This window comes from Streptosporangium sp. NPDC020072, assembly GCF_040631445.1.
Classification (GTDB): domain Bacteria; phylum Actinomycetota; class Actinomycetes; order Streptosporangiales; family Streptosporangiaceae; genus Streptosporangium.
The window spans coordinates 88,151-113,063 of the sequence record NZ_JBEYAB010000007.1; the positions used below are offsets into that span (position 1 = coordinate 88,151).

29 protein-coding genes are annotated in these 24,913 nt (G+C 69.5%); 15 read left to right on the forward strand and 14 right to left on the reverse strand.

The genetic code is table 11. The features are described 5' to 3' along the window. Nucleotides 1–29: 29 nt before the first annotated feature. A complete protein-coding gene (gene corA, locus ABZ470_RS17920) occupies nucleotides 30–1,145 on the forward strand; it encodes a magnesium/cobalt transporter CorA (protein WP_352011140.1) in 1,116 nt (371 codons plus the stop codon). Between the two features lie 2 nt (nucleotides 1,146–1,147). On the opposite strand, the gene ABZ470_RS17925 is transcribed toward corA, so the two are convergent. Then, entirely contained in the window at nucleotides 1,148–2,074 is a 927-nt protein-coding gene (locus ABZ470_RS17925) for a glycerophosphodiester phosphodiesterase family protein (RefSeq protein WP_362912278.1), read from the reverse strand. 159 nt (nucleotides 2,075–2,233) lie between these two features. Here ABZ470_RS17925 and ABZ470_RS17930 point away from each other — a divergent pair, with 159 nt between their 5' ends. Both ABZ470_RS17930 and ABZ470_RS17935 read left to right on the forward strand, forming a co-directional pair. Then, nucleotides 2,234–2,797 (forward strand): RNA polymerase sigma factor, encoded by a 564-nt coding sequence (locus ABZ470_RS17930; protein WP_362912280.1) that lies wholly within the window; start codon nucleotides 2,234–2,236, stop codon nucleotides 2,795–2,797. Next, complete coding sequence (locus ABZ470_RS17935; RefSeq protein ID WP_362912282.1) at nucleotides 2,794–3,969, forward strand: hypothetical protein; 1,176 nt, start codon at nucleotides 2,794–2,796, stop codon at nucleotides 3,967–3,969. The genes ABZ470_RS17930 and ABZ470_RS17935 overlap by 4 nt, the downstream gene beginning before the upstream one ends. Before the next feature lie 650 nt (nucleotides 3,970–4,619). On the opposite strand, the gene ABZ470_RS17940 is transcribed toward ABZ470_RS17935, so the two are convergent. Beyond that, entirely contained in the window at nucleotides 4,620–5,183 is a 564-nt protein-coding gene (locus ABZ470_RS17940; RefSeq protein WP_362912284.1) for a TetR family transcriptional regulator, read from the reverse strand. An 80-nt stretch (nucleotides 5,184–5,263) separates the two neighbouring features. Between ABZ470_RS17940 and ABZ470_RS17945 the strand changes: the two genes are divergently transcribed. Together ABZ470_RS17945 and ABZ470_RS17950 are read left to right on the forward strand one after the other, a co-directional pair. Further along, nucleotides 5,264–6,130, forward strand: coding sequence for an SDR family NAD(P)-dependent oxidoreductase (locus tag ABZ470_RS17945; RefSeq protein WP_362912286.1), 867 nt, complete (start codon nucleotides 5,264–5,266; stop codon nucleotides 6,128–6,130). 90 nt (nucleotides 6,131–6,220) lie between these two features. Next, nucleotides 6,221–6,730: a GNAT family N-acetyltransferase gene (locus ABZ470_RS17950; RefSeq protein WP_362912288.1), complete on the forward strand. Its 510-nt coding sequence runs from the start codon at nucleotides 6,221–6,223 to the stop codon at nucleotides 6,728–6,730. Between the two features lie 342 nt (nucleotides 6,731–7,072). Here ABZ470_RS17950 and ABZ470_RS17955 read toward each other — a convergent pair whose 3' ends face one another. The 6 genes from ABZ470_RS17955 to ABZ470_RS17980 all read right to left on the reverse strand — a co-directional run bounded on the left by ABZ470_RS17955 (nucleotide 7,073) and on the right by ABZ470_RS17980 (nucleotide 9,377). Then, nucleotides 7,073–7,366: a BldC family transcriptional regulator gene (locus tag ABZ470_RS17955; protein ID WP_362912290.1), complete on the reverse strand. Its 294-nt coding sequence runs from the start codon at nucleotides 7,364–7,366 to the stop codon at nucleotides 7,073–7,075. A 10-nt stretch (nucleotides 7,367–7,376) separates the two neighbouring features. Further along, nucleotides 7,377–7,610 carry a hypothetical protein gene (locus ABZ470_RS17960; protein ID WP_362912292.1) on the reverse strand — a complete coding sequence of 78 codons (234 nt, stop codon included), beginning with the start codon at nucleotides 7,608–7,610 and terminating at the stop codon, nucleotides 7,377–7,379. A gap of 260 nt (nucleotides 7,611–7,870) precedes the next feature. Continuing rightward, nucleotides 7,871–8,200, reverse strand: coding sequence for a hypothetical protein (locus tag ABZ470_RS17965; protein ID WP_362912294.1), 330 nt, complete (start codon nucleotides 8,198–8,200; stop codon nucleotides 7,871–7,873). Nucleotides 8,201–8,259: 59 nt separating this feature from the next. After that, entirely contained in the window at nucleotides 8,260–8,604 is a 345-nt protein-coding gene (locus tag ABZ470_RS17970) for a hypothetical protein (protein WP_362912296.1), read from the reverse strand. Next, nucleotides 8,601–8,825, reverse strand: a complete 225-nt coding sequence (locus tag ABZ470_RS17975) for a hypothetical protein (RefSeq protein ID WP_362777688.1) — start codon at nucleotides 8,823–8,825, stop codon at nucleotides 8,601–8,603. Before ABZ470_RS17975 ends, ABZ470_RS17970 begins: the two co-directional genes overlap by 4 nt. A 228-nt stretch (nucleotides 8,826–9,053) precedes the next feature. Next, nucleotides 9,054–9,377 carry a hypothetical protein gene (locus ABZ470_RS17980; protein WP_352011129.1) on the reverse strand — a complete coding sequence of 108 codons (324 nt, stop codon included), beginning with the start codon at nucleotides 9,375–9,377 and terminating at the stop codon, nucleotides 9,054–9,056. A 202-nt stretch (nucleotides 9,378–9,579) separates the two neighbouring features. Here ABZ470_RS17980 and ABZ470_RS17985 point away from each other — a divergent pair, with 202 nt between their 5' ends. Next, complete coding sequence (locus tag ABZ470_RS17985) at nucleotides 9,580–10,365, forward strand: GntR family transcriptional regulator (RefSeq protein ID WP_352011128.1); 786 nt, start codon at nucleotides 9,580–9,582, stop codon at nucleotides 10,363–10,365. Nucleotides 10,366–10,612: 247 nt separating this feature from the next. Here the strand turns inward: ABZ470_RS17985 and ABZ470_RS17990 are convergent, their stop codons facing one another. Continuing rightward, nucleotides 10,613–11,260 carry a TetR family transcriptional regulator gene (locus ABZ470_RS17990; protein WP_362912298.1) on the reverse strand — a complete coding sequence of 216 codons (648 nt, stop codon included), beginning with the start codon at nucleotides 11,258–11,260 and terminating at the stop codon, nucleotides 10,613–10,615. 85 nt (nucleotides 11,261–11,345) lie between these two features. Between ABZ470_RS17990 and ABZ470_RS17995 the strand changes: the two genes are divergently transcribed. From ABZ470_RS17995 to ABZ470_RS18005, 3 genes are read left to right on the forward strand one after another with little or no spacing between them, the layout of a single operon-like run. Further along, the gene (locus ABZ470_RS17995) at nucleotides 11,346–13,289 is read left to right on the forward strand and encodes a fumarylacetoacetate hydrolase family protein (RefSeq protein WP_362912300.1); all 1,944 of its coding nucleotides are present in this window, start codon (nucleotides 11,346–11,348) and stop codon (nucleotides 13,287–13,289) included. Next, complete coding sequence (locus ABZ470_RS18000; RefSeq protein ID WP_362912302.1) at nucleotides 13,286–13,882, forward strand: DUF2867 domain-containing protein; 597 nt, start codon at nucleotides 13,286–13,288, stop codon at nucleotides 13,880–13,882. Before ABZ470_RS17995 ends, ABZ470_RS18000 begins: the two co-directional genes overlap by 4 nt. Continuing rightward, complete coding sequence (locus tag ABZ470_RS18005; protein ID WP_362912304.1) at nucleotides 13,879–14,313, forward strand: DUF6463 family protein; 435 nt, start codon at nucleotides 13,879–13,881, stop codon at nucleotides 14,311–14,313. Before ABZ470_RS18000 ends, ABZ470_RS18005 begins: the two co-directional genes overlap by 4 nt. 73 nt (nucleotides 14,314–14,386) lie before the next feature. On the opposite strand, the gene ABZ470_RS18010 is transcribed toward ABZ470_RS18005, so the two are convergent. Further along, nucleotides 14,387–14,836 carry a carboxymuconolactone decarboxylase family protein gene (locus ABZ470_RS18010; RefSeq protein ID WP_362912306.1) on the reverse strand — a complete coding sequence of 150 codons (450 nt, stop codon included), beginning with the start codon at nucleotides 14,834–14,836 and terminating at the stop codon, nucleotides 14,387–14,389. 83 nt (nucleotides 14,837–14,919) lie between these two features. On the opposite strand from ABZ470_RS18010, the gene ABZ470_RS18015 reads away from it, so the two are divergent. From ABZ470_RS18015 to ABZ470_RS18030, 4 genes are all read left to right on the forward strand, one after another. Next, nucleotides 14,920–15,816 (forward strand): sigma-70 family RNA polymerase sigma factor, encoded by an 897-nt coding sequence (locus ABZ470_RS18015; protein ID WP_362912308.1) that lies wholly within the window; start codon nucleotides 14,920–14,922, stop codon nucleotides 15,814–15,816. Nucleotides 15,817–15,897: 81 nt separating this feature from the next. After that, entirely contained in the window at nucleotides 15,898–16,374 is a 477-nt protein-coding gene (locus ABZ470_RS18020) for a lamin tail domain-containing protein (protein WP_362912310.1), read from the forward strand. 115 nt (nucleotides 16,375–16,489) lie between these two features. Continuing rightward, nucleotides 16,490–17,008 carry a SigE family RNA polymerase sigma factor gene (locus tag ABZ470_RS18025; RefSeq protein ID WP_352011120.1) on the forward strand — a complete coding sequence of 173 codons (519 nt, stop codon included), beginning with the start codon at nucleotides 16,490–16,492 and terminating at the stop codon, nucleotides 17,006–17,008. Next, the gene (locus ABZ470_RS18030) at nucleotides 17,005–18,120 is read left to right on the forward strand and encodes a hypothetical protein (RefSeq protein WP_362912313.1); all 1,116 of its coding nucleotides are present in this window, start codon (nucleotides 17,005–17,007) and stop codon (nucleotides 18,118–18,120) included. Before ABZ470_RS18025 ends, ABZ470_RS18030 begins: the two co-directional genes overlap by 4 nt. Before the next feature lie 57 nt (nucleotides 18,121–18,177). Here the strand turns inward: ABZ470_RS18030 and ABZ470_RS18035 are convergent, their stop codons facing one another. Next, on the reverse strand, nucleotides 18,178–19,569 hold the full coding sequence (locus ABZ470_RS18035; protein ID WP_362912315.1) for a hypothetical protein: 1,392 nt from the start codon (nucleotides 19,567–19,569) through the stop codon (nucleotides 18,178–18,180). Nucleotides 19,570–19,880: 311 nt separating this feature from the next. Here ABZ470_RS18035 and ABZ470_RS18040 point away from each other — a divergent pair, with 311 nt between their 5' ends. After that, nucleotides 19,881–21,569: a hypothetical protein gene (locus ABZ470_RS18040; RefSeq protein ID WP_362912317.1), complete on the forward strand. Its 1,689-nt coding sequence runs from the start codon at nucleotides 19,881–19,883 to the stop codon at nucleotides 21,567–21,569. Nucleotides 21,570–21,609: 40 nt separating this feature from the next. Here the strand turns inward: ABZ470_RS18040 and ABZ470_RS18045 are convergent, their stop codons facing one another. Further along, entirely contained in the window at nucleotides 21,610–22,185 is a 576-nt protein-coding gene (locus tag ABZ470_RS18045; protein WP_362912319.1) for a TetR family transcriptional regulator, read from the reverse strand. A gap of 55 nt (nucleotides 22,186–22,240) precedes the next feature. Between ABZ470_RS18045 and ABZ470_RS18050 the strand changes: the two genes are divergently transcribed. Next, on the forward strand, nucleotides 22,241–23,164 hold the full coding sequence (locus ABZ470_RS18050; RefSeq protein ID WP_362912321.1) for an alpha/beta hydrolase: 924 nt from the start codon (nucleotides 22,241–22,243) through the stop codon (nucleotides 23,162–23,164). Between the two features lie 165 nt (nucleotides 23,165–23,329). Here the strand turns inward: ABZ470_RS18050 and ABZ470_RS18055 are convergent, their stop codons facing one another. Together ABZ470_RS18055 and ABZ470_RS18060 are read right to left on the reverse strand one after the other, a co-directional pair. Beyond that, nucleotides 23,330–23,803, reverse strand: coding sequence for a hypothetical protein (locus tag ABZ470_RS18055; protein ID WP_362912323.1), 474 nt, complete (start codon nucleotides 23,801–23,803; stop codon nucleotides 23,330–23,332). Nucleotides 23,804–23,906: 103 nt separating this feature from the next. Continuing rightward, complete coding sequence (locus ABZ470_RS18060) at nucleotides 23,907–24,887, reverse strand: GlxA family transcriptional regulator (protein ID WP_362912325.1); 981 nt, start codon at nucleotides 24,885–24,887, stop codon at nucleotides 23,907–23,909. Between the last annotated feature and the right edge of the window lie 26 nt (nucleotides 24,888–24,913).

The following is a 24,913-nucleotide window of genomic DNA, read 5'->3' on the forward strand; positions in this document are numbered from 1 at the left end:
CAGTGCCGGTTCGGGCGGGAAGGCCTGACATGCGCTCTTCGCTTCTGTTCCCCCGCATCAAGCACGTACGTGCCGTTCGTACTCCGCGTCCCAGCCTCTCGGCTGCCGACCGTGCGAACTCCCCCTGTGTCCCGCCGAGCGACTCGCTCGTCGAGTACGCCGCCTACGTCAACGGCAAGAAGATCGACGCCCTGGGCATCGTCGACGCCCTCGAACTCGTCCGCGAGCACAACGCCGCGCAGGAGAAGGGCAACGCCTTCGTCTGGGTCGGCCTGCACGAACCCGACGCCCCCGAGGTCGAGTGGCTGGCAGAGGTCTTCGCCCTGCACCCCCTCGCCGTCGAGGACGCCGTCAAGGCTCATCAGCGTCCGAAGGTCGAGCGGTACGGCGACTCGCTGTTCGTCGTCCTGAAGACCGTCGCCTACCTCGACCACGACGAACTCACCGCGACCAGCGAGATCATCGGCACCGGCGAGATCATGGCCTTCGTCGGTCCCGACTTCGTGGTCACCGTACGGCACGGCACGCACTGCCCGCTGACCGAGGTGCGCCAGCGCCTTGAGGACAAGCCCAAGCTTCTCAGCCGGGGCCCGACCGGCGTACTGCACGCCATCGCCGACCACGTCGTCGACAAGTACCTCACCGTGGCCGACCTCATGCAGACCGAGCTCGAAGACGTCGAGGCCATGGTCTTCGCCGAGGTCAGCGCCCGCGACATCGGCCGGATCTACAACCTCAAGCGCGAGATGATCGAGATGAAGCGGTCGGTGACCCCGCTGCAGTCACCGCTCGCCACGCTCGCCCAGCGCCGGATGATCCCCTCGGAGATGCGCGAGTACTTCCGTGACGTCGTCGACCACCTCGCCCGCGTCTGCGAGCAGGTCGAGTCGTCCAACGAACTGTGCAACTCGGTCCTGCAGGCCGCGCTGGCCCGCTCGAACGCCCTCGCCAACGAGGACATGCGCAAGATCTCCTCGTGGGTGGCCATCATGGCCGTCCCCACGATGATCGCCGGGATCTACGGCATGAACTTCAAGCACATGCCCGAGCTTGAGTCCGTCTTCGGATACCCGCTCGTGATCTGCGTCATGGTGATCGTCTGCACGCTGCTCTACCGGGGGTTCCGCCGCAACGGCTGGCTGTGACGTCAGCCGACCGGCGCGCGCATCGGGGAGAGCGGGGCGGCCAACGGCAGGCCCCGCTCGGCCCACAGCACGCGCATCCGGTCGGGATAGTCGGTGACGACCCCGGCGACCCCCAGGTCGAGCAGCACCGCGGCCCTGGCCGGGTCGTTGACGGTCCAGGCGACCACCGGAAGCCCGGCCCTGGCCGCGTCGGACATCAACTCCTCGTCGAGCAGCACGTGGTCGGGCGAGAGCACCGTTCCCCCCGCCGCCAGCGCGGCGGCCGGAAGGTCGCCGCCGAAGTCGTCGAGATCGAGCCCGCCGAACCACGCCGGGTCCATCGTCGCCCGCTCGACCAGCGCGTAACAGGGCATCGCCGGGACCAGGGATCGGGCGACGCCGAGAATCCGCCAGTCGAAGCTGAGGATCGCCGCCCCGCCGAGCCTGCCGTGCAGGTCCAGCTCGGCGATGACCAACTCGGTCAGCTCACGCGGGTCGGCACTCAGGTCGGGCCGCGTCGGATCGGACTTCAGCTCGACGTGCAACCGCACCCGGTCGGCCCCGTAGGCGTTCACCAGGGCCAGCACGGCGCTCAGCGTCGGCATACGGGTGTCGGGAACCGGCACCTGGGTGGCGACGAACCGGTCACCCGAGACGAGCGGCAGCCGTACACCGCATTCGAGGGTGCGTAACTGTGCCAGCGTCAGAGTCCCGACGGGCCTGCCCACGTAGGGGAACAGCGGGTCGCCGGGGAAGGCGGGGTAGCGGTCGGCGCTGGTGACCGCGGAGACCGTCAGGTCGTGGGTCAGCACCAGGCGCCGGTCGGCCGTCAGCGCGACGTCGAACTCAAGCGCGTCGACACCCAGCTCCAAGGCGTGGGCGAGGCCGGGCAACGTGTTCTCTGGCCGGAGGCCGCGGGCTCCCCGGTGGCCATGGATCTCGGCATGCACACAGGGGACCCTACCGACCCCGGACCCCGATTCCACAGCGCGGCTCGCCCCCTGTTTCCATCGCGCGTCAACCTTGTCACCGCATGTGGTTCGCAAAATCCTCACCAGCGGACAACCAAGACGGTGCAGCGGATCGGGCCCGGTGCGCGTTCCTAGGTCATGAACGGTGAGACAGTCGCTCAGGCGACCGCGCCACCCGGTGCCCGGGCGGTACTGGCGGACCTGTACCGCGAGCACCGGCTCGCCCTGGTCCGCCTGGCCGTACTGCTCGTGGGGGACAGGGAGAGCGCGGAGGACGTCGTGCAGGACGTCTTCTCCAGGCTGCACACCGCCACGCTGAACGGCGGGCGCCCCGGGACGCTCACGCTGACGTACGTCCGCGTCTGCGTGCTGAACGCCTCGCGCTCCCTGCTGCGCAGACGCGGGGTCGCCGCCAGGCTGAGGCTCACGCGACGGGACTGGCCGATCGGCCCCGATTCGGCCTCCGGCTCCGGCTCTGACTCCGCGGAGACGAGCGTGCTGCTGGGCGAGACGCGCCAGGAGATGCTGGCCGCGCTCGGCAGGCTGCCCAGGAGGCAGCGTGAGGTCCTCGTCCTGCGTTACTACCTCGACCTGTCCGACGCCGAGATCGCCCAGGTGACGCGGCTCGGGCAGAGCACCGTACGGTCCACCGTCTCACGGGCTCTGGGACGGCTTGAGCGCGAACTGGGAGGAAAAGCATGACCGGCATCGAGGATCGGCTCAGGGACGCGCTGGCCGCCAGGGCCGAGGCCGTGACGGACGACGGACGGCCCCGCGTTCTCCCCGAACCGCACAGGCCGCTCGCGCGACCCGGGTGGTGGGCGCCGGTCGCGGTCGCGGCGGCCATGGTGCTCGTGGTCGGCGTCGTCGTCGTGGGGACGCGAACGCGGCTGGTCACGGCCCCGCGACCCGTGTCCTCCTCCGGCGCCCTTCCCCCGCCGATCAGGCAGGTGTGGCCGGACGCGGTGCACGAGATCCCGGCGACAGGGCCCGGCGGCCGGACGTTCACTCCGGAGACGTTCGTCACCGACTGGATCGTGGTCGGGCAGAGCCTGAAGAAGGACCGGTTCGACGGGCTCTGGGCGTACGACGTCGCCCGGCGGAGGTTCACCCTGATCGCGTCGTTGAATGAGCCGATCGACGGGTCGCCGGCCTTCGAAGACGGCCATCTGGCGTGGTCGACCACCCGGGGCCGGACGACCGAGGTGTGGACGGTGTCGATCGCCGGCGGCACACCACGGCGGCTCGCCCGGTTCCCCGCCGCGCTCGACGACGACGACAATTACGAGGGGATGAGCCTGGCCGTGGCAGACAACGCGGTCGTGTGGTCCCCGCCGGGGGGCGGTGTTTACCGGGTTCCGCTGAAGGGCGGGAAGGTGTCCCTCATCGAGGGGACGAAGGGCCAGTGGCTGGTCGAGTGGCCGTGGGCCGGGTGGCCCAGGCGGGGCACCATGACGGACCAGTCGGTTCCCCGTCCCATGGAGCACCTGCGGAACGTGCTCACGGGTGAGACGAGGGACGCGGTCCCTCCGGCCGGACACACCTCGTGGTACGAGTGCGGCCTCACATGGTGTTACGGCGGCTCCAACGCCTGGCGGCGTGACGGGACGGGCCTGCACGCGATGCCGGGGTCGACGGGCGGGGCGTCCTTCCTGGGCCGCGTCGTCCTGCTTGACCAGACGGACCACGCGGGCAACGGGGGACGCGGTCTCTACGACGCGGCCACGCGCCGCTCCGGCCTGCTGTTCCCCGTTCGGGCTTCCCTGAACCCGAAGGATCATCCTCCCGGCCTGTTCGTGGAGAAGAACCTGTTCTGGTTTAAGAAGGACAAGAAAACCCTGGTTCTGGTGAACCCCAATGCCATAATTCGATGAGGCTTTATTGGTTTCGGTCGGCTGGTAAACGGGTTCGGGTCCTCGGCCTCGCGGGAGAGCCGTGGCGAAGGGGAAAAGTCCCGCGCCGCCTCCTGGGAGCGTCCGCCCGTGTCCTCGCCCTGGCGGCTCAGGAGGCGGGGGAGGCCGCGTCCCTCCGGGACCCGGCCCATTCGGAACAGGTCGGCCGCCGTGAAAACCCTGGTGACGACGGGAGTTGACAACCGGTCCTTACAGGCTTGTTTCGGAAACGGTGTGTGCGAACTCGTGGGAAGGCCCGTACGGCGGTCGGACCGAACGGGTCGTCGGGCTTTCCCGTCGCGGGGCCGCCCGAATGGGAGCCTGTTATGTCGGAACTGACATCCCCTGCTCGGAACAATCGCGGAGGAACAGGAAAACGGTGGTCGCATTCTTTTGACACCGGATGTGGGAATTCACAATGCCACGGGGGCTGAATTCCTCTCGGCGCCGGTAGGGGCGATTTCCCGATGACGCCCTTCCGGGGCCGTACGGCTCGCTGTGGGGTTGCCCGGAGGGGCCGGAGTCCGAGATCCGGCTCGTCGTGGGGTGGGCGGGGCCGTACGGCCTTGGGGAGGCTCGGCTGAGGACCTGGATCCTCCCAAGGTCGTACGGCTCGCCGGGGCTTCGCCGGGTCAGCTGAGGAAGGCCGGGCGGAGCATGGCGAAGACCTGGTCCGTCAGGGTCAGGCGGTCGGCTGAGCCGCCGGTGCGCAGCCATTCACGCGCCACCGTGTCGAGGGCCGCCCCGGCGGCGACCGAGGCGAGGTCGGCCTCCAGCGGGGACAGGCCGCGCCCCGTCAGCGCCTCGACGATCAGGGCGCGGGCCTCGTCACGCTTCTGCAGGAGCCTGGCCCGTAGCGGGGGAGTGGACTCGATGAGCCGCAGCACCTCGATCTGCGTGTTGATGTGCGCCTCCCAGCCGCGCAGCACCGTGTGCAGGCACTCCCACGCCCCTTCCCCCGGTGGCCGGGCGGAGATCTCCTGGGCGACCCGCTCGGCCGTCGCCTCAAGCTCTCCGAGAAGCGCGTCCTCCTTGGTCGGGAAGTAGCGGAAGAAGCTGCGCTTGGACATCCCGGCCGCCCTGGCGATGTCGTCGACCGTGGTCTCGTCGAAGCCGCGCTCAGTGAACAGCTCAAGCGCCCGTGCGGCCAACTCAGCGCGCACCGCCCGCCTGGTGCGATCTCGTAACCCCTCCATGACCCAAAATCATACACTCATTGCCAAGCTTGGCACTTGGTGACATATTCAGGGCGACGCTCTTTGGATCGGAGGCTCTCATGCGTGGAAAGACCGTCCTGATCACCGGCAGCACCGGAGGAATCGGCAAGGAGACCGCACGCGGGCTGGCCGCCCTGGGCGCCCGGGTGATCCTCGTCGGCCGCGACCCCGTACGCGCCCGGCGGGCGGCCGACGAACTGGGCGCGGGCGGCGGCCAGGTCGAGGCCCTCGTGGCGGACATGACCCGCCTGGGTGAGATGGCGGCCCTCGCCGCCCGGGTGGCCGAACGCTGCGACCGGCTGGACGTGCTGATCAACAACGTCGGCGCCAACCCGCCACGCCGTACGTTCACCGAGGACGGGGTGGAGACCACCTTCGCCGCCCACGTGCTGGCGCCGTTCACACTCACCCGTCTGTTGCTGCCGCTGCTCGTCGGCCGGGTCGTCAACATCACCGGGGGCATCCCCGGCGGCCCGATCGACCTGGACAACCTCCAGGCGGAACGGCGCTATCTGGGGTGGACCTTCGCCCAGTACAACCACACCAAGACCATGCAGATGGCGATGAGCCTGCGCTTCGCCGAGGAGGTGGCCGGAACCGGCGTCACGGTCAACGTGGCCTACCCCGGGCACGGCCACACGCCGATGAACCAGTCGCTGAAGGCGGCCGGATTCCCCTATCTCTACCGCCCGATCGTCCCGCTGCTGGGCCTGGTCGCCCCCCGGTTCTTCGCGGACCTCGGCAAACCCGCCCGCTCCAGCATCCACCTGGCCTCAAGCGCCGAGGTCGAGGGAGTGAGCGGAGCCTACTTCAGCATGAAGTGCCGTCGTACGGCCTGGCCGGAGAGCGCCCTGAACCGCCGCAACCAGGACACGATCTGGGCGCTGTGCGAGAACCTGACCCGCGAGGTCATCGGACGCCTCTGATGTAGGAGGCTAGGGGGATGACACAGTCACATATCACTGGTCTTCGAGCTCTTCGGGTCTCCCGGACCTTCCAGGTCGGCGGTGGCTCCCGTGGCTGACCCGAAGCGTCCCGTTCCCGTGATCCGCGAGGCTCGTGAGGAGGACTGGCCGCGGATCTGGCCCATCGTTCACGACGTCGTCACCGCGCAGGAGACCTTCACCTACGACCCCGCCATGAGCGAGGACGACGCCAGGAAGCTCTGGCTCCTGCCGGCCCCGGCCAGGGTGGTCGTCGCGGTCGACGGTGACCTGGTGCTCGGCACCGCCAACATGTACGCCAACCGGCCCGGCCCCGGCGACCACATCGCCTCCGGCAGCCTGATGGTCGCGGGGGAGGCACGGGGCATGGGCGTCGGACGCGCCCTCGTCACGGACATGATCACCTGGGCGAGGCGGGAGGGGTTCGCGGCGATCCAGTTCAACGCCGTCGCGGACAGCAACAGGAGCGCGATCCACCTCTACGAGAGCCTGGGCTTCACCACCCTGGGCACGGCCCCCGGCGCCTTCCGCCACCCCACGGAAGGTCACGTCGGCCTCCGGATCATGTGGCTCCCCCTGTGACGGGTACGGCCTTGCTCACCGGATCACATGGACGTGTCGTGAAGAGGCCGCCGTGTGACACAGTGGCCTCCAGACAGGTTCCTGAGGACCGGGCCGCTGCCGGGAGGAGGGAAGAACCGTCGTACGACCCAGCCACATCCACAAAATGATCAACGCCCTGACTCGCACTTCTGCACTACCGCCGGACTGCCGCAGAACCAGCCGATCCCACCTTCGACCTAACCTGCCTGACCTGGGACTTTACCCCGGGTCCCTCATCACCCTGGAGGGTTCGCAACACTGCGGAACGGCGAACCGCTTCCCGCGGCCGATGGGTCACTCATCGCCCTGAAGGGTTCGCAACTACGGAAGGCGCGGGATGCCGGTGGCCATGTCGCCCGGTCCCTCATCACCCTGAAGGGTTCGCACCACTACAGGAGAAGCGTTGAGGAGGGCCTTGATGTCGGTTTCGCGGTAGCGGCGTTGGTTGCTGGGGGTTCTGACCGAGGGGATCTTCCCGGTGAGGGCCCAGCGGTTGACGGTCTTGGGGTCGACGCCGAAGATGCGGGCGACCTCGCCGGGGGTGAGGAGTCGTTCGGTGGTGTCCGGTCCGGTGGTGAAGGTGCCGTCGGGGGCGACGGCCTTGAGTGGGGACATGGGGGCTCCTTCAGTAGCGGAGGGCGTGCAGGATCTGGTCGTGCCGGGCGAGCGCGCGGACGAGCCGGTGCAGGGTCGTACGGCCGAGCACGTCGCGGGCCCCGGCTTTGCGCTGGTCGAGGCGCAGGGGTTCGTAGCGGACGGCCCACCACCTGGGGAGTCCGGGCAGGTTCCGTTCCTCGTACCGCCAGGCGGGGTGGGTGCTGATGAGCAGGTCGATCAGGCGCCGTTCGTCGTCGGTCATGGTCGTCCCTGGTTGGGGAGCGGAAGTGGGGGCGGGTACCCGGCCCCGAGCCGGGGAGCATGCGGCCGGGCACCCTGGAGGAGGACCGGCCCCACACACTCGGGGCCGGTGCGCCAGACGACTCCCCTTCCCCAGCACGCCAGCGTGCATGGGAACCGTCTTGCGGAGGTGTGCGGCTCAGGTCCCTCCTACCTGAGCCGCACGTCATGGAGTACGGCGAGCGACGGGTGGGATGACGTCCTCCGCCCGCCGTACCGGCTTCACGAGCGCAGCAGTCTGCGCAACGCCGTAGCCCGACCCGACACAACGGCCTGACCAGGACTTACGGCCTGCACAACCCGGGAGACCCGGGCCATCTGCCTGACCCGAGCGGTCTGGATGGCACGGGCGACGGCGACGGCCTGAATACTCGGCGGCACCATCGGGGGCGCCTGGGCGCTCAGCTTGCGGTCCAGCTCCTCAGCCGACTCGGCCCGCACTAGCAGCACGTCCCCGACGTACGGCCTGCTGGGCAGGACGCTCCGGTAGGCGCTCCACAGGCCGGACCGCGAGCTGCGGAAGACGAGCCAGTCCGGGTGAGCCGTCTGCACGGAGTTACAGGTTCGATCGGAAAACTCAGAAACTTGACGAAGAGCCCAGCCCGGGAGAATCATGCCGCCCTCCCACCCGGCGAACGCCGTCCACCGACCCTCGCCACCTCGGAGGTAAGGCGTCCCCGTCGAGCCAGTGAAGGTGGCGCGAGCCGAATCGCCCGGATCATCTCCGCCTCCCGCATCCGCTCCTCCAACCCCTCGGAAGTGGAGTCCTCGACGATCACCGGACGCGGACCGTCCCAGGAGGCCATCGCGTAGAAGGAACGTCGCCCCAGGCTGTAGAGGACGGTCCAGTCGGCCCAGGCCAGGTCGATCCGTTCAGCCTCGGCCCGCGCAGGCCCGTCCCACACCCGCCGATACACCGGCGCGTACGGCAGGCCGTCCCGATGCCGCCCGGTCACGAAGGCACCCCCTCAACAGCCGCGACGGCCTCCCGGGCCTTCTCCTCCTGCGCGGCCACGGCCTCCCGGACCTCCTCGAAGGTGTCGGCGTCCACGGTCGGCTCCGCACCGGCCCGCAACGCCGTACTCGGGAACGCCCGATTGCGGATCGCCCAGAACCGTCCGGCATCACTGATGATCAACCGCCAGCCAGGGATCGTCTGGCAGGCCGGAGTCTCCATGAATCGAACCTCCTCTTCTGCTCAAGGGCCTGTCGGGTGGTAGCGGTTTCCGGGTAGAGGCCCTGTTTCGGGAAGTGCTCAGTGCGGTGTTCGATACGCGGTTGGCGTGGCCGTAGGTGTCTTCCGGTTGGTGGCCACGCTGGTAGGGCGGGTGCGATCATTCGTTTCGATCACCGAACGTTTGCGGTCAGCGCCCTTGGCCTGGGGTGCTGTTGTGCTTTTCCGCGATCAAGGACTTGCGTGGTCGGAGAGTTCCTTCTCGGCCAGTAGACGTAGTCGGCGCAGGAAGGCGGTGATGCCGGTCGCGGCGTCGGTGAGCGTCCAGGCCTGGCATATTGGTGGGCAACCGCTTCGGATGGTTTTCTCCGCCAGGTGGACGTGGTCGCCGTGGTCGCGGATGACGGCGAGTTCCGCGCCTGGCCACTGTGCGCTGGCCAGGCGCTCGGAGTGAGCGAGGAGGGCGCCTGTCACCGAGTCCCAGAAGGCGCTTTCGGCGCTCTCCGTTGTGGGGTATCGGTCCCCTTTCGACAGGCGGTCGCTGACGATGACCACGATGGGCTCCGGTTCCTCGATGAGGTGCCAGTGCTCGTCACGCCATCGGAATGTCAGGCGTGCGAGATGTGCCGGATCGTGTGGAGTTGTCACCCAGCCCCCGTTCTCGTATACGTTAACTGATTGGCGTATACGAGAATGGAGACCGGTATCGTGCCTGTCAAGCCGTTCGACAAAGATCCTTCCAAGAAAGGGAGAACCGGTGCGGGGTCATGCCTACGAACACGTCGCGGCCGAGCTGCGCGAGGCGATCCTGCGAGGTGACCTTCCCGCAGGAACACGACTGCCCAGACACGCCGACCTCGCCCAGCGCTACGGCGTCTCCGAGATCGTCATCCGCAAAGCCATCGACGACCTGAAAGGCCAAGGACTCGTCGAAACACGCGGCCGAGGCGGCACCACCGTCCGCGAACGCCCACCGGTCCGCCGGATCTCCATGGACCGCTATCTCGCCGACGCCGGACCGCAGACCGTACCCCAGACCTCCTTCACCCGGGACGCGGGCATCGGATGGTCGGAATACCGCCTCGACAAGGCCTACCAGTGGATCACCGCGGACCCACGCCTGGCCGCCCTGTTCGGCGTCGAACCCGGCACCAGGGTCCTGGAACGCCGCTTCGTCTTCTACGCCAACGGCCTGCCCTCCCAGACTTCACGCTCCTGCCTGCTGGCCGCCGACGTCGAGGGCACCGCCGTCGCCGACCCGAAGAACGAACCCTGGCCCGGCGGCAACATCGCCCAGCTCAGAACCCTCAACATCGAGGTCGACGAGATCACCGAGGAGACCACCGCCCGCATGCCCGACGCCCAGGAGGGCGCGACCCTCGGCATCGGCAGCGGAATCCCCGTCTTCTCCATCGTTCGCCGCACCCTCGCCCAGGGCCGAGTGGTCGAGGTCGCCGACCCCATCGTCATCCCATCCGACCGCGCCATCCGCGTGGACCGCATCGTCCTGCCACCCCAACCCGAACAACACCGGCCCAGCTGAAACGCTCACTTTTGAGGGTGCTCGCCGTACCTCAGTTGCTACCGGATCTGGTCTGACGCCTTCAACGAGGGGATCGGTATGACCGAGCCGTGCACCGATGTCTCGTCTCGGCCTCTGGCGCCCGCGAGCGAATCCCGCTCCTGCGATGCCTGACCTGGGACTTTATCTTCGGCTCACTTATCACCCTGAAGGGTTCGCAACGCGGCCTCCAGTGGGGTCGTCTCGACTCCGGCGTCCTGGTCGCTCGTCACCCCCGGTCGGTCCCGATGCTCTCCAGGACCGTGGGAAGCAGGGCGCGGAGTGCGGTGCGGACGGCTTCCAGGTCTACTGTTTCCGGGGTTATCCGCCACTGGGCGTGGATGCCGATGACGGTTCCCACCAGGACGACCGTGAACGCCTCCGGGGTGGTTCCCGGGGGAACGGCGTGTTCCGGGATCCAGGCTCGTACGGCCTCCCTGAGGGCCACGTGGAGCCGGGCGTAGTGGTCGCGGATCGGTGAGTCGGCCTCGACGGCCTCGGCGAGCAGGGTGATGAACAGGCGTGCGACGGGCATGCGGATGAAGGCCATCACCTGCTCCAGCGGGTCGCCGCGCACCTCCCCTGCGGCCGAGCCTTCTGAAGCCGGGCCGGAAGCCGAGGTTCCTGAGGCCGGGCCGGACGCCGGGGCCGGGCCGAAGGCGGTCAGCATGGCGTCGAGGCGGTCGTCGATCACCGCCTCAAGCAGGCCCAGCTTGTTGCCGAAGTGCCAGGGGATGGAGCCACGGCTGATACCGGCCCGGTCGGCGATGTCGATGAAGCTCGTCTGCCGGTAGCCCTTCTCGGCGAAGAGTTCGGACGCGGCCGTCACCAGCAGCCGGCGGCTCTCCTGCGTCATCTCGGTACGTCGCGTGGCCATGTGACCCATCAAACCAGGTATGCCCGATGACCTACCAAGTGCTGATCGATATATTCTGTGTCAGTCAACATAGAAAGAGGTATCCATGCGTTGGGTCACCTACGAAACGGACGACGGCGACCGCGTCGGAGTGGTCGACGACGACCGGATCCACCCGATCGGGCCGGGCGTCAGCCTGATCGACCTCATCGGCCAGGGTTCGGAGAAGCTGCGCGCGGCCGGGGAGGCGGCACTGACCTCGGAGGCGCACATGGTCCCGCTGGCCGGGGCCAGGCTGCGCGCGCCGATCCCGCGTCCGCCCTCGATGCGCGACTGCCTGTGCTTCCTGGACCACATGCGCAACTGCCAACAGGCCATGGGGCGGCCGCGCACGCTCAAGGACGCCTGGTACCAGATCCCGGCCTTCTACTTCGCCGCTCCCTCGACGGTCGTCGGGCCGTACGACGACGTGGCGATCTCCCCGGGCAGTTCCTGGTTCGACTTCGAGCTGGAGATCGCGGCGGTCATCGGCCCCGGCGGCCGGGACCTCACCCCGGAGCAGGCCGAGGAGCGCATCGTCGGCTACACCGTCTACAACGACTGGTCGGCGCGGGACCTGCAGACGCACGAGGCCGCGCTGGCGATCGGCCAGGCCAAGGGCAAGGACGGTGCGACCACCCTCGGTCCGTTCCTGGTCACCCCGGACGAGCTTGAGCCCTACCTTCGCGACGGCAGGCTCGCGCTGCGGGTCGAGGCGACCGTCAACGGCCGGGTCATCGGCTCGGGCCGTACGGACTCCATGGACTGGAGCTTCGGCGAGGTCGTCTCCTACGCCTCACGCGGTGTCGACCTGCTGCCCGGTGACGTGTTCGGCTCGGGTACGGTGCCCGGCTGCTGCCTCGTCGAGCACTTGTCCCTGGCGGACCCGGCCTCCTTCCCCGGCTGGCTGAAGGACGGCGACGTCGTCGAGCTGGCCGTCGAGGGGCTGGGCCGTACCCGGCAGACGGTTCGCGCGTCGGCCAGGCCGTACGCGCTGACGCCTCGGGAGAACCCCGACCGGCGTCCGCCGCGGCCCCGGGTGAACAGGGCGCCGTCGCGGCTGCCCTACACGCGCGGTCTGCACGAGGTCGGCGCGGACGTGTGGGCCTGGCTGCTGCCCGACGGCGGGTACGGCCTGAGCAACGCCGGGCTGGTCGCGGGCGAGGGCGCCTCGATCCTGGTGGACACCCTGTTCGACCTGCCGTTGACGGCCGAGATGCTCCACGCGATGGGTCACGTCACCGCTCGGCACCCGCTCACCCACGCCGTCCTCACCCACTCCAACGGCGACCACACCCACGGCAACCAGCTGCTCGGCGAGGGTGTCGAGATCGTCGCCGCCACGGCCACCGGCGCGGAGATGCCGCACGAGATGCCCGCGGAGCTGCTGACCGCCACCCAGGTCATGGACGTCGGCCCCGCGACCTCCTACCTCCGTGAGCGGTTCGGGCCCTTCGACTTCGGCGGCATCCGTCTGCGGCTGCCCGACCGGACCTACGACGGGGAGCTCGCCCTGGACGTCGGAGGGCGTGAGGTACGCCTGACGAACCTCGGTCCCGCCCACACCGGCGCCGACACGGTCGTGCACGTGCCCGACGCGGGGGTGCTCTTCGCGGGGGACCTGCTGTTCGTCGGCTGCACGCCCATCGTGTGGAGCGGCCCGGTCGGCAACTGGATCGCCGCCTGCGACAGGATGATCGCCACCGGCGCCCACACGATCGTCCCCGGCCACGGCCCGGTCACCGACCCCGACGGCGTTCGCGCGGTACGCGGCTACCTCACCCATGTGGTCGAGCAGGCCGACGCCGCCCACGCCCGGGGCGTCCCCTTCGCGGAGGCGGCCAAGACCGTCGACCTCGGGGAGTACGCCACCTGGCTGGACGCCGAGCGGATCGTGGTCAACCTGCACCGCCGCTACCGCGAACTCGACCCCGGGACCACGCCCGAACTGAACCGGCTGACGCTGATGGCGATGATGGCCGACTGGGACGCGACACGGGGGCTCTCGTGAGACTCCCCGGAACCGCGCACACCCGCCTGCCCTGGCGGGTCCACGAACTCACCGGGGACTTCACGGTCGAGGACGTGTGGTCGTTCCGTACCCCCGGCGCCGGGCCCGACGACTTCCCCACGATGCTCGCGGCGATGCGGACCGCCGGGGGGATCGCGAAGCTGCCCCGGCCCGCGCGGTTCCTGTTCACCCTCCGCTGGAGGATCGGCGCGCTGCTCGGCTGGGACAGGCCGTCCTCGGGCGTCGGCGCGCGGGTCGGCTCGCTGCGCGACCGCCTGCCCGACGACCTCCGCGACGCCCCCCGTGGCGCCGACAGCGCGACCATGCCGCTCAAGGCGGTCTACGAACTCGACACCGAGTCCGCCAGGGAACTGGCGAACAGGACCGTGCACACCGTGATGCACCTGGGCTGGGTTCGAGGCGCCGACGGTGACCACGAACTGAGGATGGCCGTCCTCGTCAAGCCCAACGGCCTGTTCGGACGGCTCTACATGGCCGCCATCGCGCCCTTCAGGTACCTCGTCGTCTACCCGGCGCTGACCCGGCGCTGGGAACGCGCCTGGCGTGACCACGCGGAAAGGACGCCCCGATGAACTCCAGGATGCTCCGCTGGGCGAGCGGGATCATGATCGCGCTGGGCGCGGGGCACCTGTCCGTGGTGGTGCTCACCGGCTGGGCGCAGATCTCCGACTGGGTACGGCAGGGCCTGTGGGCGGCCGTCCCGTTCCTCGGCACGAGCGGCGACACGGCTCAGCTGGTGGAGGCCCTGCGGGACAAGGCCGTCTTCTGGGCCGGTCCGGGAGGCTTCGCCGTTCCCCTGGTCCTGTTGGGCTGCCTGACGTGGCACCTCGCCGGGCGTGGGGTGACCGTACCCGCCGGAGTCGGCTGGGGTGTCGCGGTGTGGTCCGTGGTGGGCGGCGTCGTCCTCGTGCCGTCCCCGTTCTTCCTCGGGGCCGTCGCCGGAGCGCTCATCGTCCTGGCGGCGCGGAGGGGAGTGGGTGCGCCGACCTCGCACGGGAGCTGAGCCGGTCACCACGGGGGCGTCCGGCTCACGCTCCCGGCGGGGCGTCGTCCGTCGCGACGACGCCCCGTCCGGTTCACCAGGTCTTGCCGGCCTGCTCGCGGATCGTGTGGTTGATCCGGTTGAAGAAGTTGGTCAGCGCGATCTCCATGGTGATCGCGTTCAGTTGCTCGCCGGTGAAGTGGTCGGCGGCGTGGTCCCAGATCTCGTCGGTCACGCCGGGGGCGCCGTCCTGGATCCGGGTGGCGGCCTCGGCCAGTGCGAGCGCGGCCCGCTCCTCGTCGGTGAAGAAGGACGTCTCGCGCCACGCGACGACGTGGTGCAGCCGCTCGTCGGTCTCACCGGCCTTCTTCGCCGAGGCGACCGAGGCGAAGACACACGGGCTGCAGCCGTTGATCTGGCTGACGCGCAGGTGGACCAGCGACAGCAGACGGCCTTCGACACCTCCGGAGTGAATCACCTTGTACAGCTTCGTGATCCCCTCGATCAGTTCGGGGCTTGCCGTACCTTTCAGGCGTGCTTCCATGGTTCCTGCTCCCTTGTCGGTTACCTGAGCCCGTTCCGGCTCGTCATCACCCATGACGGAGCGGTTCTGCGGAAGGTAACAACATGCCCGACACCGGCCAGGCCAGGCCCACCGATCCGATGGCCGAGGCGTTCGAGTCGCAGCGCGACCGGCTGCGCGCGGTCGCCCATCGTGTGCTCGGATCGCACGCCGACGCCGAGGACGTGGTCCAGGAGGCGTGGCTGCGGCTGTCCCGCCAGGACGCGGCGGTCGCTGGTGACATCGCCAACCTCGCCGGGTGGCTGACCACGGTGGTCGCCAGGATCAGCCTCGACGTCCTGCGGACGCGCCGGGCCCGCACCGAGGTGCTCCTGGACGACCGGCTGCCCGAGTTCGTGGTGACCCCCGATGACGGTCCCGCTCCCGAGGAGGACGCGGTGCTCGCCGACTCGGTCGGGCTCGCGCTTCTCGTCGTCCTCGAATCGCTCCGGCCGAGTGAGCGGCTGGCCTTCGTGCTGCACGACCTGTTCGCGGTGCCGTTCGACGAGATCGGCAAGATCCTCGGCAGGTCGACCGACGCCGCCAAGATGCTCGCCAGCCGGGCCCGCAGGAAGGTGCGGGCGACGGAGCGTCCGGCGGGTGCCGGTCGGGAGCGGCGCGAGGTGGTCCAGGCCTTCCTGGCGGCCGCCCGCCGTGGCGACTTCGAGGAACTGCTGCGCCTGCTCGACCCCGAGGTGAAGCTGACCGTCGACACCCCCACCGGAGAGATCGTCGTCCTTGGCGCGACCAGGGTCGCGGCGGGCGCGCGGCTGTCCTCTGGCGCGGGCGTCCTCGGCCGGGCGGTGCTCGTCAACGGCCTGCCCGGGTTCGTCTCCTGGCATCAGGACGGCACCCCGTTCTCCGTCCTGGCGTTCACCGTCACCGAGGGCAGGATCGCCGCCATCACGGCCCTCACCGACCCGGCCAAGCTCGCGCGGATGAACCTGCCCGACCCGGCGTGAGCCGTCGGGACCTGCTCAAAAGACGTGTGAAGTGCGAGGATCACTAGCAGAGTTACCTTTTACTGCACTTCCGGAGGATTGGTGCGTTCTCTCCCCCTGGCCTGCGCGGTGGCACTGGCCGCCGCCACGCTCGTCCCCGCCCTGCCCGTTCAGGCCGCCGCGACTCCGTCCCTCCAGATCACCCGTATCTGGTACAACTCGCCTGGGTCACCCGATTTCGGGGCGAACAGCAGCCTGAACGGCGAGTACATCCAGGTCAAGAACACGACCCGGCGAGCGGTCAGCCTCAAGGGCTGGACCATCCGCGACGAGACGCGTCGCTCCGACCACATCTACACGTTCGGTGCCTTCACCCTCGGCGCGGGCAGGACGGTGACCCTGCGGACCGGTAAGGGGAGGAACACCTCGACCACCCGGTACTGGGGCAGGAGCGGGGGCACGCTCGCCTACATCTGGAACCAGACCAGGGACACCGGCTACCTGCGTGACCCCAGGGGGAAGCTGGTCGACTCCTGCTCCTACAACTCGTCCCGGGTCGAGTACGTCAACTGCGTCTAGGACCTGGTGAACCGCCAAGGAGCCCGCGCCGGAAGGGGCGGGCTCCTTCCATTTGAGATGTCCTGCAACCTTTCGCTGGTTTGGCCGCGTTGGGAACCGGCGAGAGGAGATCACATTGGATCGTCACGACGGCTTCCGCGAGTTCGTGCTCGCCCGGCAGCAGGCGCTGACGAGGACCGCGTACCTGCTCACGGGTGACGCGCACCTCGCCGAGGACCTGCTGCAGAGCGTGCTGATCAAGGTCGCCAAACAGTGGCCCAAGCTGTCCGTTGACGGCAACCCCGAGGCGTACACGCGCAAGGCGCTGATGAACCAGTACATCTCGTGGCGGCGGCGGTTACAGCGGGAGTGGCCGAGCGCCTCTCCACCCGAGCGGGGCGCCTCCCACGACGAGGCGACGATCGACCGGATCATGCTGCGTCAGGCGATGACCAAGCTGACGCGTAAACAGCGCGCCGTACTCGTGCTGCGTTTCTGGGAGGACCTCACCGAGACGCAGACGGCCGAGGCGCTGGGCTGTTCGGTCGGCAACGTCAAGAGCCAGACCCACCGCGCGCTGGCCCGCCTGCGCAGGCTCGCGCCCGAGTTGTCCGACCGGAGTTCCCTTTCCTTACTGCAGGAGGTGGCGGTATGACGAGGCTGCGCAGAGCCCTGAACGGCCTCGCCGAGGAGGCGCCCTCGGCGGACCTGTCCGGCATGGTCGACCGGATCCTGACGGGGAACCGGCGCAGACGGCACACGACCGCCGTGCTGGCCGCCGTCGCCACGGTCGTCACGGTCGTGGCCACGGGCACGGTGATGGCGACCGTGACGCGGTCCCGGTCTCCGGAGGTGGCCACGTCACTGCGGGCGGGCGCGATCGCCGACCTGCCCGGGGGGAACGTGGGACCGCTCGAATACGCGTACGAGACGCCCTGCAAGGTGGACAAGCGGAAGGCCCTCGACTGCTCCTCCGCGGAGTGGCGGGTGGTCACCCGCGCGGGCACGACCTACCGGCTGCCGCAGGCGCTCGCCATGACGGCCCAGAACCACCGCGTGCCCGTCTCGATCAGCCGGGACGGGCGCATGCTCGCCTACTACAGCAGGAAGGCCCGGGCGCACGTGGTGCGCGACCTCGTGGGCGGTTCCGAGACGACGTCCCCCGTCACGGTGAAGGAGTCGCAGATCGGCGCGGGCTCCATGCTCGTGCTCTCCGACGACGGCCGTCACGTGGTGTTCGACCCGCGTGAGGGGACCAAGAAGCCGGGACTGCTGATCGACGTGCGCACCGGCACGACGGTGCGGGTGCCCGGCCAGTACGAGGCGGTCAGCGTGCGCGGCGGCGTCGCCGAGCTCGTCCGGTACCTCAGGACCGACCTGCGGCTGATGCCCGTCACCGGCGGAGGCAGGACGGTGCACTTCGACGGCACGTTCACGGGCTTCAGCGAGATCTCTCCCGACGGCCGTACGGTCGCCGCCTTCGAGAGACGCGACGTCAAGAAGTGGGTCCAGGAGCTGCGCACGTTCACCCTGCTCGACGTCGGCACCGGGCGCAGGGTGCGCGAGGTGCCCATCAACGGCCTCCCCGAGGGGGAACCCGTCATGGCCACCGGTCCCTGGCTGAGCGGGTCGGAACTCACGGTCGTCGTGCAGGACTCGAAGCGCACCTATGTCTACGGGGTCGACATCGGCACCGGGAAGGCCCGCCGGCTGGCCGACCATCCGAACGCGCCGTACCTGACCCTGCCGGGGATCGCGAGCGAGTGATCCACCGAGCGTGTGGGAAGGGCGTCGGACAAGGGGGCTCCGACGCCCTTCCGGCGTTCAGCTGGAGAGTTGGCCGTGACGGGCGCGCATGCCGTCCACGAGGGTCTTGAGGGCGGCGGCGGTCGGCAGCCAGGGGTCGGCCAGAGACTGGGTGGCCTGGGCGACGAGCTGGTCGGCGAGGTTGGACACCGGCGTCGCCGCGTTCGTCACGTCCGCGGCCCACAGGTGGGCCGCGTTCCCCGCGGGCAGGGGCGTCCCGGCCGCCAGGACGTGCACGGTCTGCTGCGCCTGACCCCAGCCGACCAGCCGGTGCAGGTCGGCCAGGACCTCCTCCATCACCGCGAGGTCGTAGGCGGTGATCAGGGGAAGGACCGGCGAGGTGTCGACCGGGGTGGTGGAGCGGCCGCCGGGCCCGTGGTGCAGGGTCATCGAGATCTGCTGCGACTCCAGCATGAGCTGCCGGTACAGCAACTCGGTCGGCGCCTCATCCAGCCAGATGTAGGAGTTCTGGTACTTCTGGACGAACACCATGTTCTGCCACACCCACAGCGACCGCGCCCAGCCCTTGGTGAGACGCTCCTGGGCCTCCGTCAGAGCCTGGCGCACCCTGGTCTCCTGCGGAACCGTCAGGGCCGGACCGGCGGCCGGGGCGAGTACGGCGAGCGGCGCGGGCGCGGGCAGGACGAGGTTCGTGTGGCGCCTGGCCACCTCGGCGTAGTGGTCGGCGTTGGTCTTCATGGCCGGCCAGTCGACCGTGGCGAAGCCCGCCGCGCCGAAGTAGATGTGGTCCACGATGTCCTTGCCGGCGATGTGGAAGGACTCGTGCAGCAGGGTGCGGACCCGGCCGTCGGTGCGGGCGTCCGCGAACGCCATGGGGACGGTCAGCGACTCGGGAGAGGACACGGCCCCGGCACCCTGGATGGCCAGGTCACCACGGCTGTCCAGCAGGATCATCCGGTTGTCGTAGAGGCGCCTCAGCCCGTTCGCGGCGTCGGTGAACCTCTGCTTGATCTTCGGCAGCCTGGTGCCGTCCGGCAGGTTGAAGACGGCGGTGATGTGCGCGTCGGCGTTGCCCGCCGCGATCTGGGTGAAGGCGGTGGTGGCCTCGTCCACCATGGTCTTCAGCACCGCCTGACCGGCGTCGCCCGGAGGCTGGTTCTTCCGGTTTCCGGCCTGCGCGACGTACGGGGTCTTGTCGGCGAGGACCGCGATCAGCTTTTCCAGGGTGTCGTTGGTCGCCGCGTTCGCGTAGTTCAACGGGGCGGCGGTCCTGGCGTAGTTGTCCACGCCGGTACTGCCGAGCGCGACCCGCAACGCGCCCAGGTCGGCCGGCCGGACCCTGTCGTAGGCGCGCCGTACCAACCGGTGCAGCGTCGCACGGAGCGGAGGCTGGGAGAGCTGGGGGTGGGTGAACGGTTCCTGCTGGGTCACACCGCTTAACGGCAGCATGAATTCCCTTCCACATCCGCGTTTTCCCTCGCGACGGATGTCGCGTATGTCAGATATGACACCCACCACAGAAAATGCGTTTACCGCCCGGGCGAATCCCCCCGGCCGCGCCGCGCTGAGGGCGGTGAGGCGAAGGCCGACAGGAACAGGAAGCCGCCGGCCATCGCGAGCCGGCGTTGCGGAAGCTCTTGCGCGCCTTTGGTGAAATATCCCGGTCTAATAGGAAATATATCTACTTTAGTCTAATTGTCGCCATTGTGATCCACTGCGAAAATCGCCGCATGCGACGCAAAACACCTAAATTGCAGGTCATGACGGTCGCCATGTTGGTCGCCGGTATGACGTGGGCCGCGACGGGCGCGGCGTCCGCGCAGATCTCCCCCACGAAACCGCCCCTCGATCCGGCGGGGACCGAGAAGGACCCGCCTTTCACGTTGGGGCAGATCATCGCCGAGTACGGGAACACCGACCTCTGCGAACCGGGAAGCGGACCCGGCGGACCGGCCTTCAACGCCTTCGGAACCCAGCCGGTCCCGTTACCGGGGCGACGCGTCGTCAGAATCGTCATCACCGGTGACTCCTACATGTCCGGTGAGGGGACGAGTGACTACTACAACAAGAAGGGCGTCGTCCCTCCGCCGATGATTCCCGGGCCCAACGGGCCGGTTCCCGCCCCCGGATACTCCGCCGAGGACTACCAGACCGACTGGCGGCACAGGTCGCCCAACGCCGCCGTCATGGTGGCGATCGACCAGTTGCGGCGGGCCAATCCCGACGTCCACTTCGACGTACGGTTCAACGCCTCCTCCGGCGCGTCGTCGCAGCACTACTTCGTCCGGCAGCTGGACAACGAGAACCGCGACAACCCGCCGCAGCAGGAGGGCATCACCCGGGAAACGGACCTGGTCATCGCCGGATTCGGCGGCAACGACGTCCAGTTCGGGCCGCGGGTCCAGGACATGCTGAAGGGGGGCGCCGCGCAGAGCGCGATCATCAGAAACAACCTGCCCCTGCTGGACACCTCACGCGCGGACGAGACCGAATGGGCGGACTCGGCTCCCCCCACTCCTCCGCTGCAGCGCCCGCTCACCACTCCCTCGACGCTCTCGGCCCGCTATGTCCAGCTGGTACGCGCGATGCACGCCTCCGGGGGGTCGAAGACGAGGGTCATGCTCGTCAACTACCCCCAGAGCGTGAAGGTGGGGCAGCTGCCGACCGGGGTGATGGGCAGGCTCCTGAACTGGCACAACACCAACCTCGACCAGCTGGAGCCGCTGGCGGGCCAGTTGACCGCCTCGATGAGGAAGGCGATGCAGGTCCTGGTCTCCCACGGTGTCCAGGCCGACCTGCTCGACATCCAGAACGCCTTCGCCGGACACGAGCTGGGCAGCCGCAGCCCGTACGTCCGCAACCTGGCCATCCAGGCGGGGCCCACGACCTTCAACAGGGTCCAGCAGACCGCGCACCCCACCAGGGCGGGCGCCGCCGTACTGGCGAACTACTACGCGCTGATGATCGCGGCCGAGGTGGGTGTCAAGGCGGTGCCCGAGGCGGGCGCGCCGGCACCGGACGCTCCGGCCCGCCCGTGCCAGTCGTCGACGGTGTGGGAGCCGCCGGACTGGACCCCGGGCGACGGCGGTTCCACCGGCGGTGGTGGCGGCGGTGGCGGAGGCAGGGGCGGTTCCCCCTGGGCTCCGACGGGCGTCGTCATCGGCACCCCGCCCTCCTCCTGGCTCTTCCCCGGCGGCGGCAACCCGGGCAACCCCGGTAACCCGAACCCCGGTACCCCGGGCTCAGGCAACCCGACCGGCACCGACCACGGCACCGTCGTCGTCCTTGAGCCGGTCAAGACGGTCCGGCCGGGCGACCCCGTCCCGGACCCCAGCCTCCTGAACCCCTTCCCGACCGGGGTGCCGAACAGCGGCGGAACGACCGCCACCTGTCAGCAACTGCTGTACATCCCCTGCACCCCCACCATGGTCAAGGTGCCGATGCAGTAAGGGCACGGGCCCTCCGGCGCCGGAGGGCCCGTACCGATGGTCATGAGGCCGGATCGGCGGCGAGGCGGTTCAGCTGCAGGTCGAGGGTCGCGACGGCCGTGTCGCGGTCGGTCTCACCCAGCATGAGCGCGTCGGCGAGCGCGCCCGCCGCGCCGAGCAGGATGCGCGCCTCCGCCTCGGCGGCGACGGCCGGACCGTAGGCCTCGGCGACGAGCCGCGTGACGGCGGCCGTCGCGGCGGACAGCCCCTCCCGGTAGAGCCGGTGGAGCTGGGGGTTCGCGGCGGTCGAGGCGAGGAAGGCGTGGCCCGTCAGGATCTGTTCGGCGCCGAGGTCCACGAGGGCCAGGAGGACCTGCCGCAGCGCCGTACGCGGCGGATCACCCGGCCGTACGGCTGCCGCGAAGGCGCTCTCGATGTCGTGCCGCCGCATGGTCGCGGCCAGCCGCAACAGCTCTTCCTTGGCGGGGAAGTAGTGCTGGACCAGGCCCTTGGAGATCGAGGCCTCCACCGCGACGCGCCCGACGGTCACCGCCTCCGGGCCCTCGCGCACGCACAGCCGAAGCGCCGCCCTGGCGATCTCCTCACGCCGCGCGTCGTGGTCCACGTGCTTCGGCATCATCACCTCCGTGGAGCGTTTACAGTACGATCGTATCGTAAACGAGGGGGTTGCCATGGACACCATCGCGCCGAACGTCGGAGCGGCATTCAGGGCGGACAGGCTCGGTCACTTCCACGACGCCGCCGCCTACGCCAGATATCGGCAGGCCTACGACCGCGCGCTGGCGACCCTGCCCGCGCCGAGCGCGACGCTGGACGTGCCGACCGACTTCGGCACCGTCCGCGCCTACCGGTTCGGGCCCGCCGACGGGGTGCCGCTGTTGCTGCTGCCCGGTCGTGCGGCGGCCGCGCCCATGTGGGAGGCCAACCTGGCGGGCCTGGCGAGGAACCGCCCGGTGTACGCGGTGGACCTCATGGGAGAGCCGGGCCTGTCCGTGCAGACCCGGCCGCTTACCTCCTCCGAGGACCAGGCGGCCTGGCTCACCTCGCTGGTCGACGCCCTGCCGGAGCCGGAGCTCCACGTGCTGGGGCTGTCGATCGGCGGCTGGTCCGCGCTCAACCTCGTCGTCCGCCGACCGGCCGGGATCCGCTCGCTTGTCCTGCTCGAACCGGCCGTCACCTTCGGCGGCATCACCTGGAAGGTCGTCGTCGTCTCCCTGGGGTCGGTGCTCCCCATGCCCGGCGCGGTACGGCGACGCCTGCTGAGCTGGATCTCCGGTGGCGCCGACGCCTCGGAGGACGAGCCCGTCGCCGAGTTGATCGCCTCCGGCATGCGTGACTTCACCGCCGCCCTTCCCCGGCCCGACTACCCCACCGACGAGCAGATCGCCGGGATCGACCTGCCCACCCTGGTGGTGATCGGCGGCCGGAGCATCATCCACAATCCGGAGAAGGCCGTGGCACGGGCACGCCGCCTCCTGCGGCACGGCACCGTCGAACTCTGGCCGGAGGCGTCGCACGCCGTCAACGGCGAGTTCCCCGAACGCGTCGAGACCACCGTCAACGCCTTTCTGGCCGAGGTCGAGCGCCGCCCGTGAACATGACGTCCGTCAAGTGAGAAAGCGGATCCGGCGGCCGTCGAGCTCCGGAGAATCATCCCGAAAGGACGACCCACAACCACGGTGACCGCGACCGCGGCGACGCCGGTGCGGCCGACGCCCTCGCCTCCCCATCGAGGAACCGTCCGCCCCGCTGCCCGGTGGTCAGCCGGCCCCTCCGAATTCGAGGATTCTCCAGGGGGCGTCGTCTGACTGCCTGCCGACCAGGAAGCTGTAGGGGTAATGGCGGTCGTCGTCAGGAGGCTCTTCGCTGCACCGGCGGATCTCGACATCGACGTGGACTCTTTGAACCTGCCGATAACCGCCGGGTCCATAGGTGTCGGAAATCGGTCTGCCGACTTTGGAGACCTTCACGTCGGCCCACGTGTTGATCGGGTCGTTCAGCCAGCCGTGGAAACGCCGGTGATAGGACGGCGTCGACAAGGCGCGGGCAACGTCGGAGTCACGCGCCGCGACGGCGGCGAGATAGGCGCGGACCACCACGTTCGCGGTGGCATCGTCCTTCGGCATGGTGACCGGTGGCCCCTGCGAAACGTCGCACGCGGCACAGCTTCTGCCGTTGACCAGGAGGAACAGGATGGTCAGCGCGAGAACCGCACGACCCGGCTTCGTTCGCACAATGCTCCGATCCTGGTGGGGAAAACGACCAATTCCTTGCTCCCGGCGCCCGTCAGAATAGCCTGATCTCCGTGATCCAAAAGAATGTCATCCGGCGAAATGCTCAGGTGGTGAATCGCTCGCGGTAGTCCGTCGGGGTGACGCCGAAGCGCTGTCTGAAGACCCGGTGGAGTGTCTCGACGGAGCCGAGGCCGACCGTGTTCGCGATGGTCCGCAGACCGCTGCCGGTGTGGAGCAGGTGCCGCGCCGCGGCCTCCACCCGGATCGTCTCGACGTAGTCGGCGGGTGTGACCCCGACCTGGCGGCGGAAGAGCCGTGAGAAGTGGCGGACGCTGAGACCGGCCCGGCGCGCGAGCGCCTCGTTGGAGAGGTCCTCGGTGAGGTGGTCCGGTATCCACGCCTGCAGGCGAGCGATCCCGGCGTCCGATGCCGAGGGGTGCGCGAGGAGGTCGCTGAACTGGCTCTGCCCGCCGGGCCGTCGCATGTACATGACGAGCCACCGGGCGACCCGGCGGGCCAGTTCGGCGTCGTGGTCCTCGGCGACCAGGGCGAGGGCGAGGTCCATGCCCGCGGTCACCCCGGCCGACGTCCAGATGTGCCCGTCCTGCACGAAGATCGAGTCGGGGGCGACGGTCACCTCGGGGTGGTCGGCGGCGAGCCGTTCCGCCGCCGCCCAGTGCGTCGTCGCCCGCCGTCCGTCGAGCAGCCCGGCCGCCGCGAGGATGTGGGCCCCGACGCAGACCGATGTGATCCTCCGTACGTCGTGGTCGGCGAGGGCGGTGAGCCACTCGACGAGCGGTTCGGCCCGCAGGATCCTGGGGCCGGTCGTGTCCAGCACCAGGCCACCGGGCACGATCAACGTCCCGATCTCGCGGCGCAGCTCCGTCCAGGAGACGTCGGCGGCGATCGAGGCGCCTCCCGCGCAGCGGACGAGGCCCGCCTCCGGTCCGGCGACCACGATCTCGTAGCCGGGCGCGCCCTCGCCGAGAAGGCGGTCGGCGGTGGAGAACACCTCAAGCGGTCCGGCGACGTCGAGCAGTTCGACACCGTCGTACACGGTGATCACGACGAGATGCGAAGTCACGGTGCCCACTCTGCCGTACGGATGCG

Coding starts and splice junctions, on each gene's coding strand:
- corA (WP_352011140.1), top strand. CDS start 30: ATGCGCTCTTCGCTTCTGTTCCCCCGCATCAAGCACGTACGTGCCGTT.
- ABZ470_RS17930 (WP_362912280.1), top strand. CDS start 2,234: ATGAACGGTGAGACAGTCGCTCAGGCGACCGCGCCACCCGGTGCCCGG.
- ABZ470_RS17935 (WP_362912282.1), top strand. CDS start 2,794: ATGACCGGCATCGAGGATCGGCTCAGGGACGCGCTGGCCGCCAGGGCC.
- ABZ470_RS17940 (WP_362912284.1), bottom strand. CDS start 5,183: ATGGAGGGGTTACGAGATCGCACCAGGCGGGCGGTGCGCGCTGAGTTG.
- ABZ470_RS17945 (WP_362912286.1), top strand. CDS start 5,264: ATGCGTGGAAAGACCGTCCTGATCACCGGCAGCACCGGAGGAATCGGC.
- ABZ470_RS17955 (WP_362912290.1), bottom strand. CDS start 7,366: ATGTCCCCACTCAAGGCCGTCGCCCCCGACGGCACCTTCACCACCGGA.
- ABZ470_RS17960 (WP_362912292.1), bottom strand. CDS start 7,610: ATGACCGACGACGAACGGCGCCTGATCGACCTGCTCATCAGCACCCAC.
- ABZ470_RS17975 (WP_362777688.1), bottom strand. CDS start 8,825: ATGGAGACTCCGGCCTGCCAGACGATCCCTGGCTGGCGGTTGATCATC.
- ABZ470_RS17990 (WP_362912298.1), bottom strand. CDS start 11,260: ATGGCCACGCGACGTACCGAGATGACGCAGGAGAGCCGCCGGCTGCTG.
- ABZ470_RS17995 (WP_362912300.1), top strand. CDS start 11,346: ATGCGTTGGGTCACCTACGAAACGGACGACGGCGACCGCGTCGGAGTG.
- ABZ470_RS18005 (WP_362912304.1), top strand. CDS start 13,879: ATGAACTCCAGGATGCTCCGCTGGGCGAGCGGGATCATGATCGCGCTG.
- ABZ470_RS18010 (WP_362912306.1), bottom strand. CDS start 14,836: ATGGAAGCACGCCTGAAAGGTACGGCAAGCCCCGAACTGATCGAGGGG.
- ABZ470_RS18015 (WP_362912308.1), top strand. CDS start 14,920: ATGCCCGACACCGGCCAGGCCAGGCCCACCGATCCGATGGCCGAGGCG.
- ABZ470_RS18030 (WP_362912313.1), top strand. CDS start 17,005: ATGACGAGGCTGCGCAGAGCCCTGAACGGCCTCGCCGAGGAGGCGCCC.
- ABZ470_RS18035 (WP_362912315.1), bottom strand. CDS start 19,569: ATGCTGCCGTTAAGCGGTGTGACCCAGCAGGAACCGTTCACCCACCCC.
- ABZ470_RS18040 (WP_362912317.1), top strand. CDS start 19,881: ATGACGGTCGCCATGTTGGTCGCCGGTATGACGTGGGCCGCGACGGGC.
- ABZ470_RS18045 (WP_362912319.1), bottom strand. CDS start 22,185: ATGCCGAAGCACGTGGACCACGACGCGCGGCGTGAGGAGATCGCCAGG.
- ABZ470_RS18050 (WP_362912321.1), top strand. CDS start 22,241: ATGGACACCATCGCGCCGAACGTCGGAGCGGCATTCAGGGCGGACAGG.